19 protein-coding genes are annotated in these 15886 nt (G+C 61.9%); 16 read left to right on the top strand and 3 right to left on the bottom strand.

From position 1 onward, the window contains the following. Nucleotides 1–16: 16 nt before the first annotated feature. Both HNQ81_RS17745 and HNQ81_RS01690 read left to right on the top strand, forming a co-directional pair. Entirely contained in the window at nt 17–142 is a 126-nt protein-coding gene (locus HNQ81_RS17745) for a hypothetical protein (RefSeq protein ID WP_275888784.1), read from the top strand. A gap of 19 nt (nt 143–161) precedes the next feature. Then, a complete protein-coding gene (locus HNQ81_RS01690) occupies nt 162–494 on the top strand; it encodes an Hpt domain-containing protein (RefSeq protein WP_183347635.1) in 333 nt (110 codons plus the stop codon). 79 nt (nt 495–573) lie between these two features. On the opposite strand, the gene mpl is transcribed toward HNQ81_RS01690, so the two are convergent. Beyond that, nucleotides 574–2022, bottom strand: a complete 1449-nt coding sequence (gene mpl / locus HNQ81_RS01685; protein WP_183347633.1) for a UDP-N-acetylmuramate:L-alanyl-gamma-D-glutamyl-meso-diaminopimelate ligase — start codon at nt 2020–2022, stop codon at nt 574–576. Beyond that, nucleotides 2019–2210: a hypothetical protein gene (locus tag HNQ81_RS01680; RefSeq protein WP_183347631.1), complete on the bottom strand. Its 192-nt coding sequence runs from the start codon at nt 2208–2210 to the stop codon at nt 2019–2021. The genes mpl and HNQ81_RS01680 overlap by 4 nt, the downstream gene beginning before the upstream one ends. Before the next feature lie 362 nt (nt 2211–2572). Between HNQ81_RS01680 and HNQ81_RS01675 the strand changes: the two genes are divergently transcribed. From HNQ81_RS01675 to HNQ81_RS01635, 9 genes are all read left to right on the top strand, one after another. After that, nucleotides 2573–2893, top strand: coding sequence for a cupin domain-containing protein (locus HNQ81_RS01675; RefSeq protein WP_183347629.1), 321 nt, complete (start codon nt 2573–2575; stop codon nt 2891–2893). A gap of 242 nt (nt 2894–3135) precedes the next feature. Then, the gene (locus HNQ81_RS01670) at nt 3136–4383 is read left to right on the top strand and encodes a Yip1 family protein (protein ID WP_183347627.1); all 1248 of its coding nucleotides are present in this window, start codon (nt 3136–3138) and stop codon (nt 4381–4383) included. A 16-nt stretch (nt 4384–4399) separates the two neighbouring features. Then, a complete protein-coding gene (locus HNQ81_RS01665; protein ID WP_183347624.1) occupies nt 4400–4918 on the top strand; it encodes a thermonuclease family protein in 519 nt (172 codons plus the stop codon). 145 nt (nt 4919–5063) lie between these two features. Further along, complete coding sequence (locus tag HNQ81_RS01660; protein ID WP_183347622.1) at nt 5064–6401, top strand: pentapeptide repeat-containing protein; 1338 nt, start codon at nt 5064–5066, stop codon at nt 6399–6401. Nucleotides 6402–6526: 125 nt separating this feature from the next. Continuing rightward, nucleotides 6527–7312, top strand: coding sequence for a type I 3-dehydroquinate dehydratase (aroD, locus tag HNQ81_RS01655; protein WP_183347620.1), 786 nt, complete (start codon nt 6527–6529; stop codon nt 7310–7312). A gap of 61 nt (nt 7313–7373) precedes the next feature. Next, nucleotides 7374–8159 (top strand): shikimate kinase, encoded by a 786-nt coding sequence (locus HNQ81_RS17740; RefSeq protein ID WP_183347619.1) that lies wholly within the window; start codon nt 7374–7376, stop codon nt 8157–8159. Beyond that, nucleotides 8152–9300 carry a 2-oxoacid:acceptor oxidoreductase subunit alpha gene (locus tag HNQ81_RS01645; protein WP_183347617.1) on the top strand — a complete coding sequence of 383 codons (1149 nt, stop codon included), beginning with the start codon at nt 8152–8154 and terminating at the stop codon, nt 9298–9300. Before HNQ81_RS17740 ends, HNQ81_RS01645 begins: the two co-directional genes overlap by 8 nt. 2 nt (nt 9301–9302) lie before the next feature. Then, nucleotides 9303–10112: a 2-oxoacid:ferredoxin oxidoreductase subunit beta gene (locus HNQ81_RS01640; RefSeq protein ID WP_183347615.1), complete on the top strand. Its 810-nt coding sequence runs from the start codon at nt 9303–9305 to the stop codon at nt 10110–10112. Beyond that, nucleotides 10109–10660 (top strand): 2-oxoacid:acceptor oxidoreductase family protein, encoded by a 552-nt coding sequence (locus HNQ81_RS01635; protein WP_183347613.1) that lies wholly within the window; start codon nt 10109–10111, stop codon nt 10658–10660. The genes HNQ81_RS01640 and HNQ81_RS01635 overlap by 4 nt, the downstream gene beginning before the upstream one ends. Nucleotides 10661–10712: 52 nt before the next feature. Here HNQ81_RS01635 and HNQ81_RS01630 read toward each other — a convergent pair whose 3' ends face one another. Continuing rightward, the gene (locus tag HNQ81_RS01630; protein ID WP_183347611.1) at nt 10713–11147 is read right to left on the bottom strand and encodes an FKBP-type peptidyl-prolyl cis-trans isomerase; all 435 of its coding nucleotides are present in this window, start codon (nt 11145–11147) and stop codon (nt 10713–10715) included. A gap of 315 nt (nt 11148–11462) precedes the next feature. Between HNQ81_RS01630 and hisI the strand changes: the two genes are divergently transcribed. The 5 genes from hisI (at nt 11463) to HNQ81_RS01605 (ending at nt 15878) form a co-directional block, all read left to right on the top strand. After that, entirely contained in the window at nt 11463–11849 is a 387-nt protein-coding gene (hisI, locus tag HNQ81_RS01625) for a phosphoribosyl-AMP cyclohydrolase (RefSeq protein WP_183347609.1), read from the top strand. Nucleotides 11850–11902: 53 nt separating this feature from the next. Then, nucleotides 11903–12775, top strand: coding sequence for an ATP phosphoribosyltransferase (gene hisG / locus HNQ81_RS01620; RefSeq protein ID WP_183347606.1), 873 nt, complete (start codon nt 11903–11905; stop codon nt 12773–12775). A 96-nt stretch (nt 12776–12871) separates the two neighbouring features. Continuing rightward, nucleotides 12872–13468: a ribosome biogenesis GTP-binding protein YihA/YsxC gene (gene yihA / locus HNQ81_RS01615; protein WP_183347604.1), complete on the top strand. Its 597-nt coding sequence runs from the start codon at nt 12872–12874 to the stop codon at nt 13466–13468. Between the two features lie 74 nt (nt 13469–13542). Then, a complete protein-coding gene (locus tag HNQ81_RS01610; protein ID WP_183347602.1) occupies nt 13543–13794 on the top strand; it encodes a hypothetical protein in 252 nt (83 codons plus the stop codon). 395 nt (nt 13795–14189) lie between these two features. Further along, on the top strand, nt 14190–15878 hold the full coding sequence (locus tag HNQ81_RS01605; RefSeq protein WP_183347601.1) for a DUF6909 family protein: 1689 nt from the start codon (nt 14190–14192) through the stop codon (nt 15876–15878). Nucleotides 15879–15886 lie beyond the last annotated feature (8 nt).

The raw sequence follows: 15886 nt of genomic DNA, 5'->3' as shown, positions 1-15886 counted from the left end.
TTTCCGGGGGGAAATTATGAAGGCGTTCCTTCATCGAGAGTACGACGCCTGTCTGACCAAGCCGATCGACAGTGAAAGGCTGCTGTCGCATCTCCGCTCTATGCAGTTGATTGGTGAACCGGTCTATGGCTCCAGCTTCTGAGAATAGAGAGAATCAACCCATGACCGCGCAGCAGCTCACCATCCGGATCCGGGTCTTTCTCTGCGAGCAGTTCCAGCTCACACCCGATCAGGTGACGGCAATGATGCCGAATTTCATCGCCACACTGTCGGTTCACATGGCCAATCTGGAGCGGAGCCTCGCGTCCGGCGATCCGCAGACCATCGGCAAGGCCGGTCATACGATCAAGGGGGCCCTTCTCAATCTCGGTCTTGCCGATTATGCCGAACTGGCCTTCGCCATCGAGAAAATGGGCAAAGGCGGGGACCGCAGTGTCGATTACAAGGCCCTCGTCGCCAACCTGCGGAGCCGGATTGAGCCGTTGCTCGGCTAGGCGCACCCGGCGTCAACCCGTCTTCTTCCCACCTGCATTCCTCCAACTCCCGCCCCCAACGGCGTTTTCCCTGTCGTGTTCATACCGGGTGGTTTCTCTGCCGCAGGAGTTCCAACAGCCTGACATGGATATTGTCGAAGCCGCCGTTTGACAGGACCGCGACGACATCGCCGGCCACCAGAACAGCTCCGAGGTGAGCGAGCAGGGAGTCGGTGTCCGCAAAGGCTCTGGCCTCCTGCCGGCCGTTGCGGCGCAGATCTGCGGCCAGCTGGGCTGAAGAGAACAGATCCCCGGGCGCGACGTTGGCCAGCGGCAGCGGTTCCCGCAGCAGGACGGCATCAGCGGCGTCGAAGGCCCTGACATAGTCCTGCTGGAAGATCGCCCGCCGCGACGAGTTGGTCCGCGGTTCGAAGACCGCCACCAGCCTCCGGCCGCTGTAGGCCGCCTGCAAGGCCGCAAGTGTTTCGCGCACCGCCGTCGGGTGATGGGCGAAATCATCGATGACGGTGACCCCGGCCTCGACCCCCCGCACCTCCTGGCGGCGCTTGACCCCGCCGAAGGTCGCAAGTCCGGCCTCGATGGCGGCCTGATCGAGGCCGAGATGGTGCAGTACCGCAGCGACCGCCAGCCCGTTGAGGCAGTTGTGGCGGCCGGGCAGACGCACGGTCAGCTCGGCCCATCGGCGGTCGTGGCGATAGGCGGCAAAGCGGGTCAGCCCCTCCTCGACCCGGACATCGGCGAGTGACCAGGGAAGGCTGCGGTCAAGACCGTAGCCTTCGACCGGACAGCGGGCCTCGGCGGCGATCGCGGCGACGTTGGGGTCGTCGAGGCAGGCGACGAGCAGGCCGTCGGCCGGGATCAGGCGGACGAAGCGGCGGAATGTCGCCTTGATCGCCTGAAGATCGGCAAAGATGTCGGCATGGTCGAACTCGATCGAGGTGAGGATCGCGATTTTCGGTTGATAGTGGAGGAATTTCGAGCCCTTGTCGAAGAAGGCGGTATCGTACTCGTCGCCCTCGGCGACGAAGTACGGGCCGTGACCGAGGCGGAAATTGCCATCGAATTCGCGGACGATGCCGCCGATCATGAAGGTCGGGTCGAGCCCGGCTCGGAACAGCGACGAGGCGAGCAGCGACGCGGTCGTGGTCTTGCCGTGGGTTCCCGCCACCACCAGCGAGGTCCGGCTGCCGATAAAGAAGTGGGCCAGGGCCTGGGGCAGCGACAGGTAGGGAATCCCCGCCTTCGCCAGGGCCTCCGCCTCCGGGTTGACCTTCGTGATGACGTTGCCGACGACCACCAGGTCGGGGCGAGGGGTGAGATTCTCCGCCCGGTAGCCGCTGCAGGCCTCGATCCCCAGCCGGGCCAGGAAATCGGACATCGGCGGATACACCTCGCGGTCGCTGCCGGTGATGCGATATCCCGACTGCAGCAGCATGCCGGCCAGCGCCGCCATCGCCGTGCCGCAGATCCCCATGAGGTGGATGTGGCCGATATGGTCCGGGGCGTGGTTGAGCTCTGGGTCGATCATGCCTTGTCCTTTTCGATGCCCGCCCTGATGGCGGCGTGGATGCGCTTGAAGTCCTCAGGAAAGGAGGCCGGGGTTATCCGGCCGACCTCGATGAACTTCACCGCGACCTCCTTGCTGAGCTTGAGCAGATTTTCTTCGGATACCGCCGGTCCCGAAGGCGCTGTGTCGTTGCTGTCGTTTTTTGCCATGTCGTGGATTCCGGGTGGATGGCTGGAAGGACCGGCGTCTCTGCCGCGGGGAAGAAGGCCAATTCGTCTCGGCTGACAGAGACGCCTCTCGTCGGGGATAACCGGGTCGGCCATCCCCGTGAACTGTTCTGTATTACGGCAATTCGATCATTTTTGCGAGAAATTGTTCTTTCTGCCGGCGCCGCATCGATGGCCGGGCGGTGCATTGGGGCGGGCGATGACGAAAAAATCCCGGACATTTGACAAAGATCAAGGATTCCACCGGCGATCATGTCTATAGTGGAGATATCAAGGGCGGTTGGAGCGATCCGATGAGCAGGCGCCGCCGCCGGCAGACAGACATCAAACAGAGGAGAAACGGCATGAAGGTTATCGAATTGGACAAAACACGTGAGTTTACCGAGGGCGGGATGAAACGCTTCTTCCTCGTCGAGGATTCGCCCTTTTTCAAGATCATCAACTTCAACCTCGCCGCCGGCGCGACCTTCCCGGTTCATTCCCACGATCTCGACGGCCAGCTCTCGATCCAGGTGCTTCAGGGCGACGGGTTCTTTCTCGGGGCGGAAGGGACCGAGATCGCCGCCAAGACCGGCGATATCCTGATCTCCGAGATCAGGGAGCCGCATGGCGTCCGGGCGGCAAGCGACATGCGCCTGGTCGTGACGATTGCGCCGCCGATCTGATCCGCTACCCGAGGCCCGGGGATCGGCGGCCGGTCCCGACTCTGCCTATCCCTGGGACATACCGCAACATCCTTGCAGTTTTCCGCATTGCCTGATACAAAAAGGCAGAATCACGGGAGTACGGAGAATTATTACACTTCTATTTTGGTAGAGACTTCTCCTCTGCGGTGAGGGGAAGTGACGGAGTTCGGGGCAGGGCCATACAGGCGGAGATGCGACATTGCAACGACAAGGAGTGGACCATGGATTTCAACAGGATCATGACGCGGGTGCAGGCCATTCTTAAAAACCCGAAAGCGACATGGCCGGTGATCGCCGGTGAACCGACGACCGTCAGGGAACTCTACATCGGCTATATCCTCCTGCTGGCGGCGATCAGCCCGGTCGCCGCCTTTCTGAAGCTGAGCGTTTTCGGGGTCGGGGTGCCGATGATGGGCACCTACCGGATGGGTTTCGGCGCCGGTGTCGGCAATATGCTGTTCAGCTATGGCCTGAGCCTGGCCGCGATCTATCTGGTCGGCATGGTCGTCAACTTTCTGGCCCCGACCTTCGGTGGCGAGAAAAACGACCTGCAGGCCCTGAAGGTCGTCGCCTACTCCTATACCGCTGCCTGGGTGGCCGGGGCCGCGCAGATCCTGCCCTGGATCGGCATGCTGATCGCCCTGGCCGGGTCGATCTACAGTATCTACCTCCTCTATCTCGGCCTGCCGGTGCTGATGAAGTGCCCGTCGCACAAGGCGATGGGATATACCGCGGTGACGATGGTCGCCGCAATGGTCATCAGCTTCATGGTCTCGGTCGTGGTCGGCGGCCTGTTCGGCGGCATGGGGATGATGCCGGGCGGACAGATGAACGGACCGGGCCAGGGCAGTTTCGACAAGGACAGCCCCGGCGGCAGGGTGGAGGAGTGGACCAGAAAGATGGAGTCAGCGACCAGGGAAGTGGAGCAGGCCCAGCAATCAGGTGATGCCCGGCAGCAGAGCGAGGCGATGGGCAAGATGATGGCGACCGCCCTCGGCAACGACGGTCAGATTGAGACCCTGGCCCCCGAGCGGATCAGGGCCTTCCTGCCGGAAATGCTGTCCGGCTACACCCGGTCCTCGATATCGGCCGAACGCACCGCCGCCATGGGGTTTCAGATCTCGACGGCGACGGCTTCGTACGAGAACGGCAGCGGCAACACCCTCGACCTCGAGATCACCGACATGGGCCTTGCCAGGGGCGTGATGGCCTTCGCCGGCTGGTTCGGGGTCGAGCAGGAGAAAACGACCGATACCGGCTTTGAGAAGACCTATCGCCAGGGCAAGAATTTTTTTCATGAACAGTGGGACAGCGGCAGCGGCAGCGGCGAGTACGGAACGGTCGCCGGCGAGCGGTTCATCGTCAAGATCAGTGGGCCGGCCGTCGATATCGAGGTGCTGAAGGAGGCGATGAAGGGCATCGATCTTGCCGCCCTGGCGGCGCTGAAGAATGAAGGGGTGAAGAAATAGGGCCCGGTCGATGCCGATGATCCGGATACAGGCGACGAGGCGGATTCTCGCCCTCGTTGGCGTGGTCTTAGTGGTCCTGGGCGGCGGCGATGCCTGCGGCGAGGAATCTGCGGTGATCTCCCGGGTCGTCGACGGCGATTCGCTCAAGGTGCGTCAGCACAACCGGTCTTTTCAGATCAGGTTGTGGGGAATCGATACCCCCGAACATGGCCAGAGGTATGCGGCTGAGGCCAGATCCCAATGCCGGCGGATCGTTGCGGGCAAAAAGATCGTCCTGCAGCCGAAATACCTCGACAAATACAACCGGGTCGTCGCCCTGGTCTGGGTTGACGGGATGCTGCTGAACGAAGAACTGGTCAGGCGGGGGGCGGCCTGGGTCTATGACCGCTATTGCGATGAAGAGGTCTGCCAGACCTGGAACGATCTCGAGCAGGAGGCGAGGGTGAGGCGGATCGGCCTGTGGCGGGACGACTCCCCTGTCGCCCCGTGGGAATGGAAGGGGCGGCAGCGCTCCGGAAGACCCCGGCCGGAGTGATGGAAAATCGGTGAGAGATGCGGTATCATCTTCCCGCACGGTGCCATGGAGATGTGCGCACGTTGTCGTCGAGATCGTCGACGGTCGGCGAAGACAGGACCTGCTCCCTTCGTCGTTCGGAGACAACCCAGAGCAAGGAGTAGAGATGAACAACAACAGTTTCGTATGTGCCCTGCTGGCGGGCGTGATCGTCTTCGGCGCTTCTGTTCCGACGACTGCGGGGACGGTGGAGGAGAACCGGAGCCAGCTCCTCAAAACGAGAAGCTGTCCCTCCTGCAATCTTTCCGGGGCGAACCTCAACCGGGCCGAACTTGCCGGGGCCGACCTCCAGGGCGCCGACCTGACCGACACCAGATTTCTCCTCGCCAATCTTGCCGGGGCCAACCTGCAGAATGCCAAACTGCGAGGGGCGAAGTTCGGCGGCGCCGATCTCGCCAATGCCGACCTCAGGGGGGCGGACGTCGAGATTGCGGCCCTGAGCGGCGCCTACTATGCGGGAGCGGCCTTCGACCCGGCGATAGCCGCGGCCCTGGGCCAGGGTGGAGGCGATTCGATCGGGCCTGCGGCGGAAGCGGCTGCAGCCGGTAAACCGGCATCTCCTGCCGCAGCTGCCGCTCCGCCGGCAGTTGCAGAACCGAAGGCTGAGCCTGTCCCGGCCCCGAAAGCTGCACCAGTCGCAGCGCCGTCGGCCCAGGAAGCGGTGGAACCGAGTCACCGGGGCTTCGCCGAGAGCGCGACGGCCGCGACCGGGGCCGCACCGATGACACCGGTCGGGGAAGAAGAAAACGTCCAGGGGCAGGAAGTCGCCGCTGCAACCGGGACAGTCGCCGAGGCAACGGCCGGGGGCGATGATGCGGTCGTTCCGGTTCCCGCCGCCAAGGCCCCGCCGGTGAAGATCGCCTCGCCGATGGCGGCAATTGAGATCGATGCCCCGGCGCCGCAACCGGAGACCGTTGCCGCCCCTGTGGCGCCACGCCAGGAGGAGCCGGTCGTCGCAGAGCAACAGGGAAAGGTCGTCGCCCCGATCGATCAGGTTGTCCTGACGGAGGAAGCTCCTGCCGGGGACATCGCGGTCGCGGGGGAAGAGGTGGCCGGGCAACCGGCGGCGGCCGCGGACACAGTGACGATCCCGGCCGACAAGGAAAAACTGGATCGGCTTGCCCGCTTACTGAAAACAAAACGGTGTTTCGAGTGCGACCTGTCGGGACTTGATCTTTCCGATATGCGCCTTGGAAAGGCCGATCTCGAGGGGGCCGATCTGTCCGACTGCAACCTTGCCGGGGCCAATCTCGATGGCGCCAATCTCAAGGGGGCCAGACTGCGCCGCGCCAGACTCAACCAGGCCAGCATGCAGGCCACCGATCTGTACCGGGCGGATCTGACCGGCGCCGACCTGTCCGGAGCGAACCTGGCACAGGCCCTGACCGATGACGCGATCTTCACCGATGCGATCGGTCTGAGCGAATCGCCTTTAGAGAATTGACCGACCTTTTGCGGAGTCCTCGGAGCGCCGCTGAGAACCGCACAACCTCCCGGTCCAGCCGGCGGTTGACGGAGAGGGCCCGGGAGCAGTCGGCCTCAGAGCAGACCGGCAACGGTGTGGAGAGCATGAGACAACAGAGCCGAAAACAGATTCGGATTCGCAACGTCGTCATCGGCGGGCCACTGCCGCTGATCTGTCTCCCCCTGGTGGCGGCAACCCGGGCCGAGCTGATCGCTCAGGCCCAGGGACTGGCGGCCTTGCAGCCGGATCTGGTGGAATGGCGGGCCGACGGTTTCGGCGCGGTCGAGGATGTCGCCGCCTGCCTGTCGGCCCTGGACGAACTGCGCCGCACCATCGGCGAGATGCCGCTGATCTTCACCTGCCGGATTGACCGGGAGGGCGGAATGCGGACCCTGGCGCCGGCGAAACGGCTGGAGATCATCGTCGCGGCGATCGCATCCGGCGCCGTCGATCTCGTCGATATCGAGCTGGGCAACGGTCGGGAGTTCATCGACGCCGTCAGGCAACATACCCGGGCGAACCGCGTCGCCCTGATTCTCTCCTACCACAACTTCAAGGAAACGCCGGACGAAACGTTCATCTACAACACGCTGCTGGCCGCCTGGCAGGCCGGCGCCGATATTCCGAAGCTGGCGGTGATGCCGAGGGAATACCGCGATGTCCTGGTCCTGCTGAGCGCGACCGACAGGGCGAGAAACAGCGTCATCGACAGCCCGCTGGTGACGATATCGATGGGGGAGCAGGGCGCCGTCAGCCGGGTGGCGGGCGGCCTGTTCGGTTCGGACATCACCTTCGCGGTCGGCACGGCGGCCTCCGCTCCCGGTCAGATCCCGATCGCACAATTGCGAAGCGGGATGGCCGTACTGTTCGGCAACCGCCAGGGTGCATGACGCCTCGCCGCCGCCGACAAACGCCGCCCGGGCGGCCTGAAATTCCACACTCCGGTTGGGTATGGATACTCGACACAACAACAGCGAAAATATCATCCTGACCGGGTTCATGGGCACCGGCAAGACGACCGTCGGGAAGATCCTGGCGGCCCGGCTGGAGCGCGAGTTCGTCGACACCGACAGCCTGATCGAACAGCGCCAGGGGCGGACCATCCCGCAGATATTCAGCGAGCTGGGGGAACCGGCCTTTCGCCGGCTGGAAGCGGAGCTGGCGCAGGAACTGGGACAGCGGCAGGGACTGGTGATCTCGACCGGCGGCCGGTTCATGCTCGATCCCGACAATGTCAAGGCCTTGAGCCGCAGCGGCCGGGTCTTCTGCCTGGTCGCCACCCCGCAGGAAATTCTGGCGCGAATCTCCCGGGACACGGCCCATTGCCGGCCGTTGCTGGAGGTCGCCGACCCGGGCAAGCAGATCGTCGACCTGCTGGAGGAGCGAAAGCGGGGCTACCAGCGGTTCGTGAAGATCAAGACAAGCGGCAAGTCACCCGACCAGATCAGCGACGAGCTGCTGGCGCTGATGGCCCGTACGAACCTCAATTTTCCCGTCCACGGGGACAAGGAAAGGATTATGGCGAGAAAAAAACTGAAGGAACACCTGATCAATCGTGAATGGTGCAAGGGCTGCGGCATCTGCGTGCGGTTCTGCCCCAAAAAGGTGTTGGAACTGGACACCATGGAAAAGGCGGTGGCGGTGCGGCCCGAGGATTGTATCTGCTGCCGGCTGTGCGAATTGCGCTGCCCCGATCTGGCAATCGAAATAGTTGTTGAGGATGAAAACGATGAGTGAAAAACTGATGTTTGTCCAAGGGAACGAGGCCTGTGTCCAGGGGGCGCTCTATGCCGGGGTCGACTTCTTCGCCGGCTACCCGATCACCCCGTCGACCGAGATTGCCGAACTGCTGGCGGCGAAACTGCCGGAAAAGGGCGGCAAGTTCATCCAGATGGAGGACGAGATCGCCTCGATGTGCGCGATCATCGGCGCCTCGCTGACCGGCCACAAGGTCATGACGGCGACCAGCGGCCCCGGTTTCTCGCTGAAGCAGGAGGCGATCGGCTATGCCTGCATGGCGGAGATCCCCTGCGTCATCGTCGACGTCCAGCGCGGCGGCCCGTCGACCGGCAACCCGACCCACGTCAGCCAGGGCGACATCAACCAGGCCCGGTGGGGGACGCACGGCGATCACGGCATCATCGCCCTGACCGCCTCCAACCACCAGGACGTCTTCCGGATCACCGTCGATGCCTTCAACCTGGCCGAGACCTACCGCACCCCGGTCGTCCTGCTGTTCGACGAGGTCATCGGCCACATGCGCGAGCGCCTGGTCGTGCCGGAGCCGGGGGCGCTGCCGATCGTCGACCGGCTGCGGACCTCGGTGCCCAAGGACGTCGATTACCATCCCTACCTGCCGCGGGAAGACGGCCGCCTGCCGATGTCGGATTTCGGCGGCCACCACCGCTACAACGTCACCGGCCTGTTCCACGACATGTGGGGCTTCCCCTCCAACAACCCGAGCGTGGTCCAGGAACTGCTCCGCCATCTGGTCGACAAGATCGACACCAACGTCGACGTCATCACCCGTTACAAGGAGCACTACCTCGACGATGCCGAGTATATCCTCGTCTCCTACGGTTCGTCGGCCCGCTCGGCGATCCATCTGGCGAAGAACCGGCGGCAGAAGGGCGAGCGGCTCGGCGTCCTCGAACTGCAGTCGATCTGGCCGTTCCCGGCGGAGCTGGTGCGGGCCCGATGCGCCGACGCCAAGGCCGTCGTCGTGGTCGAGATGAACATGGGCCAGGTCCTGACCCAGGTCAAGGCGGCGGTCGACCACCCGAACCGGGTGTTCCTCGCCAACCGCATCGACGGCAAACTGATAACACCGTCCGACATCAAGGGACTTCTTCGGGTCATCCAGGGAAAAGGGGTGTGACAATGGCTATCAAGGACTATTTACGGGAAAGATTCTTTCCCCACATGTGGTGTCCGGGCTGCGGCCACGGGACGATTTTGAACTCGCTGCTGCGGGCGATCGAGGATCTGGGGCTGAGCAAATCGAATATCGTCATGACCTCCGGCATCGGCTGTTCGGCGCGGATCTCCGGCTACGTCGATTTTCATTCGCTCCATACCCTGCATGGCCGGGCGCTGGCCTTCGCCACCGGGGTGAAGCTGTCCAAACCGGAGCTGACCGTCATCGTCCCGATGGGCGACGGCGACGCCCTGGCGATCGGCGGCAACCACTTCATCCATGCGGCCCGACGCAATATCGACATCACCGCGATCGTCATGAACAACCGGATTTACGGGATGACCGGCGGCCAGTTCTCGCCGCTGTCCGGACCGGGCAAGAAGGCGACCACGGCCCCGTACATGACGATCGACAACGAGTTCGATGTCGTCGAACTGGCGAAGGCGGCCGGCGCGACCTTTGTCGCCAGGAGCACCGCCTATCACTGCCAGGAGGCCACCGGTTACCTCAAGCAGGCCATCCTCCACAAGGGATTTTCAGTCGTCGAGATCCTGTCCCAGTGTCCGACCCATTACGGTCGCAAGAACAAGGAGGGGGACGCCGCCGCCATGCTGGAGATCCAGCGCGACACCACCGCCAGAATCGGCTCCAAGGCCCTCGACGAGAATCCGGGGCTGATCCCCAGGGGCATCTTCGTCGATATCGAGAAACCGGAATACTGCGAGGAGTACGGCAAGATTATCGAGCGGGCAACGAAGAGGAAAGCATCATGAAACGCGTGCGACTTGTATTCTCCGGTTCCGGCGGCCAGGGTGTCATCACCGCCGCCATCATCCTGGCCGAGGCGGCCGTCATCATCGAAGGGCTGAACGCCACCCAGTCCCAGAGCTACGGCGCCGCCGCCCGCGGCGGGGCCACCCGGACCGATATCATCATCTCCGAGGAGGAGATTAACTTCCCCGGGGTCACCAGTCCCAATATCCTCGTCTGCCTCACCCAGGAGGCGTACAACCAGTACGCCGCCGTCATCCGTCCGGGCGGCCTGCTGCTGACCGATTCCCGCTCGGTGACGACGGCCAAGAAGACCGACGCCAAACATATCGGGCTGCCGCTGTACGACACGGTCATGGAACGGATCGGCAAACCCATCGTCTACAACATCACCATGCTGGGGGCCTTGATCGGGATCACCGATATCGTGCGTCCGGAGTCGGTGCTCGCGATCCTCAAGGAGCGCATCCCGCCCGACTTCCTTGCCATGAACCAGCGGGCCTTCGATCTCGGCCTGGTCCTCGGGGCCCAGTACCAGTGCAGACTCTGACCGGGTCGACCGCACCCGGTTGACCCTCGCCGATATCGGTCTGCGGTCGTGATTATCGCTGTATGCCGATGATGGTGACGGTGTAGGTGAGATGGTGGCCGGCCAGAGGATGATTGTAGTCCACCTCCAACTCGGAGTCGGTCGCCCTGACGACGGTCGCCGGCACCATGATTTCCTGGCCGTCCTTCTCCGTTTTCAGGGAGAGAATCATCCCTGGCTGCGGCTTGAGCTTGTCGATCATCTCCTGGTTGGTGATGATCTGGACCAGCTCCTTCTGCCGCGGGCCGAAGCCTTCATCGGGTGCGATCCTGATCTTTTTGGTTTCACCGACGTCCATGCCGAGAAGGGCCTGTTCAACGCTCGGCGGCAACTCGAGGTTGCCGAGCGTCACCGTGAGCGGTTCGTCCGGGCTGACAATTATAAAGGCCTCGCCGTTGTCGAGTTTGCCGGTAAAGGAGAGAGTGACTGTATCATTCGGCTGGATCATGCGGTGTGTGGCTCCTTGTTGGGTGAAGGTCGGAGAAATTTTATCCTGGGCGCTGCCGCCGGCAGGAGGATGCCTTTCGATTGTCTGCAAAAGACGGCAATTGTACCTTGATTCAGCGCGAATTGGCAAGGCTTATGGGGCAATCCCGCGGGTGGAAGGCACCATTTCTTGACAAACCGGGATTGCGGGCATAGTATATGGACTTTTTTGATTGATGAACAGGCAAAGGGGCGGAATGCAGGCCGGTGACAGTTCCTCCGGACCTGCCGGTTCCCTCTGTCGCTACCGTTTGACCAATTCTGCAGGCCGGAGGACATGGTACAGCTCAACTTTGAAAAATCAGCGGATGGTCTCATTCCGGCGATCGTCCAGGAGTATGCAACCGGCCAGGTTCTGATGCTGGCCTATATCAACAGGTTGTCGTGGGAAAAGACACTGCAGACCGGGAAGGCCCATTACTGGAGTCGGTCGAGGAAAGCGCTGTGGCTCAAGGGGGAATCGTCCGGCCACGTCCAGCTCATCCGCCAAATCCTGGTCGATTGCGACGACGATACCGTCATCTTCCAGGTCGAGCAGCTTGGGGGGGCGGCATGCCACACCGGCCACAAGAGCTGCTTCTACCGGCGGCTGGTCGGCGACACCCTGCAGGTCGAGGGGGAAAAGATCTTCGATCCGGCCCTGGTCTACGGCAAAGCGAAGTAAAGGAAAAATACTGCCGGCATCCCGCGGCGGAGAAATTTGATGGAGATTACACGATGAATCAACTGAAGCTCGGACTGCCGAAGGGCAGCCTCGAAAATGCGACCATCAGCCTGTTCGAGAAGGCGGGATGGTTGATCAAGCCGGCCGCCCGCAACTATTTCCCCGAGATCGACGACCCCGAACTGGCCTGTTCCATCTGCCGGCCGCAGGAGATGTCGCGCTACGTCGAGAGCGGCATGCTCGACGCCGGGATTACCGGCAAGGACTGGACGATGGAAAACATGTCCGACACCGTCCTCGTCTGCGACCTGGTCTATTCCAAGGTCAGCCGTCGGCCGACCCGCTGGATCATCGCCGTCGCCGGCAACTCCGAAATCAGGACGATCAAGGATCTCGAGGGCAAGAAGATCTCGACGGAACTGGTGAATGTGACCCGCCGCTTTTTCGAAGAGCAGAAGATCAACGTCGAGATCGAGTTTTCCTGGGGGGCGACGGAGGCCAAGGTCGTCTCCGGCCTCGTCGATGCGATCGTCGAGGTCACCGAGACCGAGAGCACGATCCGGGCCCACGGGCTGCGCATCATCCATGAGCTGATGACCTCGAACACCCAGTTCATCGCCAATCGGGAGTCGTGGAATGATCCGTGGAAGCGGGAGAAGATCGAAAACATCGCCATGATGCTCCAGGGCGCCCTGCGGGCCGATCGCATCGTCGGACTGAAGATGAATGTCGCCAAGGCCGATCTCGACGACGTCGTCAATCTGCTGCCGAGCCTCAATGCCCCGACGATCGCCGGGCTGTACAATCAGGAGTGGTATTCGGTGGAGACCGTCATCTCCGAGGACGTCGTCCGCGACCTGATCCCGAAACTGCGCAAGAGCGGGGCGGAAGGGATCATCGAGTACTCGCTCAACAAGGTCATCTGAACCGGACCGGGCCATGTTCCGGTCTGAATTTCCTCACTTTCTGCGGCTGCTGATGCCCCTGACGGCCGCTCCCTTCTGCTCCGGCTGAAAAAGGCGATGAATTTTTCCGAGGTACAGTTTATTCTAAGCGCTCACTCTCTGAAGCAGCTTCCCGATACGGGTCTGCCGGAGATCGCCTTCGCCGGGCGTTCGAATGTGGGAAAGTCAAGCCTTATCAACTGCCTGATTGGAAGAAAGGCGCTGGTCAAGGTCAGTGGCCGCCCCGGCAAGACGCAGGGCTTGAATTATTTTCAGGTCGGCGACGGCCTCTACTTCGTCGATCTACCCGGTTATGGCTTTGCCCGGGTCTCCAAAACGCTGCAGGAAGGATGGCAGGAGCTCGTGACCTCCTACCTCGAGACCCGGGAAACGTTGCGATGTGTCGTGGTGATCATTGATATCCGGCACGCCCCCAAGACCCAGGACACCCAGCTGCTCTCCTGGCTGAAGCTCAAGGGGATACCGTATCTGCCGGTATATACCAAAACGGACAAGCTGTCCGGCAACGAACGCGTTCTCAACGCCCGGTTGCTCGACGGCGGACATGATATTCAGGCTGGGAGCAGGGTACTGTTTTCATCCAAGACCGGTCAGGGGCGGGAAGAGCTGCTACGGGCAATGGCGGCTTTTCTTGATGTACGGCAAAAAGGTTGAGGATCCGATGACAGTCCCGCAACAAAGTTTTTCAATGGTTCCCCGTTCACAGGGGATAACTGTAAAGGGCGACAATGACGCTTATTGCAGAGTGGCGATGCTGGCAGATCATGCAGTGCGACCCGGATGTCCGGTGCCCTGCAAAGGAAACCCCGGCGGCGGAGTGCTGGGACATCATCGGTTCCCATGACCCCTGCGCTTTCAATATCTGCAGGGACTGTCTGGTCTATGTGGCGAAAAACAGGGATTCCCGCCTGACATCGGCGGAAATCGTCGAAATCCTGTCCCGCAAGGGGTTGGGCTGTTCCGTTGAAACCCTGAAATAGCCCCGGGCTCCAGGATTCGCCGGATCGGTCGCGCTGTCGGCGGGTAACCGCAGTTGCGGGACTGCGCCCATCAGGCCCCTGCTATTCCCCTTTCATCCATCATCGCCATCCACGACGTGCGGGTGCGGTCCGGGGACGCATGACCTTCTCTGCCCGGTCGCCGTCCTCGCGGCACGCTCGCCAGCCTTGTTCGCCAATGCTCTCCCTGCCGCCGCGATCCGGTGTTCCCCTCGAAAAAATATTTTGAGTAAAATTCCAGTGAACTGGTACAATACAGCCGCAAACATCACCGCTATTGCCCCGTAGCCCGCCATATCCTCTGAACACGTGGTTATGGTGCCGGACCATGGCGGCAACTGCCCTTCATTCTTCATGACCAGTCAGCAGAAACGACCATGCAGGAATTATCGAAATCGCAGAAGGCGAGAAACGCCATTCGCACCTTTAAAATTCTAGCCGACGCCCTCACCCTGCAGGGCGCCTACAAGCCGTCGGGCAAAACCGGCGAGAAACTGGCCGAGTCCCTGAAGATGTTCAGCCCCGAGATCTACGGCTCGATGGCCGACCCGCGGATCGTCGAGCTCAAAGGGCTGGAGTATGTCATCGACCGGATGCCCCGGGGGATAGAGAAATGCAACCGGATCATCCTCACCGCCCAGGAGGATTTCCAGGACACCTCGTTCGAGGAGATCATTCCCCTGAAACGGCGCCGGGTTTCGTATGCCGTTTCGGAAAAGGAGATGTGCTTCGTCATCACCCATGGGCAGAGCGAGATCTATGATATCCTGACCCATATCACCTTTCTCACGATCGAGTCGCAGAAGATTTTTCAGCAGATCAGCAACCGGGTCGACGGCACCAGTACCGAGTGGATCGAGCTCGAACGGACCATCGACCGCGAAGCGGAGATCAAGGATGACGAACTCGACCAGGCCCTGTGGAACCTGTCCATCATCCTCGGTCGGACGTACAAGGAGACCCGCAACACCTACGACTATCTTGATGGAAACCGGCGCTTGCACAATTCCAACAGCGGCCTGTTCAACATCGTCCACGCCCTCGGCAAGCGGATGATCGAGGAGCAGACCCTGGCCAGGGAAGAACTGACGATCTACTTCACCCCGTCCCTGCAGGAGATGATCGGCCATCACAAGTACGCCTCGCTGTGGGCCAGTTCGATCAAGGAGAAGCTGTACGATCTGGGCTTCCAGGACCGGCCGTTGCACGTTATCAGCGCCAACATGCATTCCGTCCGCAACATCATCTACGGCTCAGGCATGCTGCTGGCAAACGGCGAACCCGTTCCCGACGACCTGTACGCGATGGTCGGGCAGCTGCGCAGCCAGGGCCGCAAGATCAGCGAATACGCCGAGAAATTCGGCTATACCTTCCACAAGGATTCCTCGGGCTCGAATATCGACGTCAACATCATCGACACGATCAGAATCGATACCGCCACCCTCCACCCCTCCCTGCACTTCAACCTCGAGCTGATCAAGGCGCAGCAGCCGGTGCTGGTGGTGATGGACTACGCCTTCGGCACCCAGGCCTTCGAGCTGATGGACGAACTGCTGTGCCCGTGCCAGATCCAGGACAAGGTCATTTCCTTCAGCATCGAATCGATCTCGGTCATGGGCAAGGCCGGGATACTCCCAGGCAAGAAGGGCGACATCATGCTGGCGACGGCCCATGTGATGGAGGGCACGCCGCACAACTACATCGTCAACAACGATCTGTCTGTCGGTGATTTCGATCCCGGCGTCAATGTCTACTGCGGGCCGATGGTGACCGTCCTCGGCACCTCGCTGCAGAACCGCGACGTCCTCGAACGCTTCCATTCGTCGAGCTGGAAGGCGGTCGGGTTGGAGATGGAGGGCGGCCACTACCAGCGGGCGATCAGTGCCGCGATCATCCAGGGCCATATCCCGATGGACATGAAGACCCGGTATGCCTACTACGCCTCCGACAATCCGCTGCAGAGCGGCCAGACGCTGGCCTCCGGACCGATGGGGGAGGAGGGGATCGTCCCGACCTACATGATCACCAAGGTCATCCTCCACAAGATCCTCAATTACCAGGAGTAGGCCGATTG

This window comes from Desulfoprunum benzoelyticum, assembly GCF_014201505.1.
GTDB classification, from domain to species: Bacteria; Desulfobacterota; Desulfobulbia; order Desulfobulbales; family Desulfocapsaceae; genus Desulfoprunum; species Desulfoprunum benzoelyticum.
The sequence above is the reverse complement of the archived record's forward strand: the minus strand, read 5'-3'. Positions and strand labels throughout refer to the sequence as shown.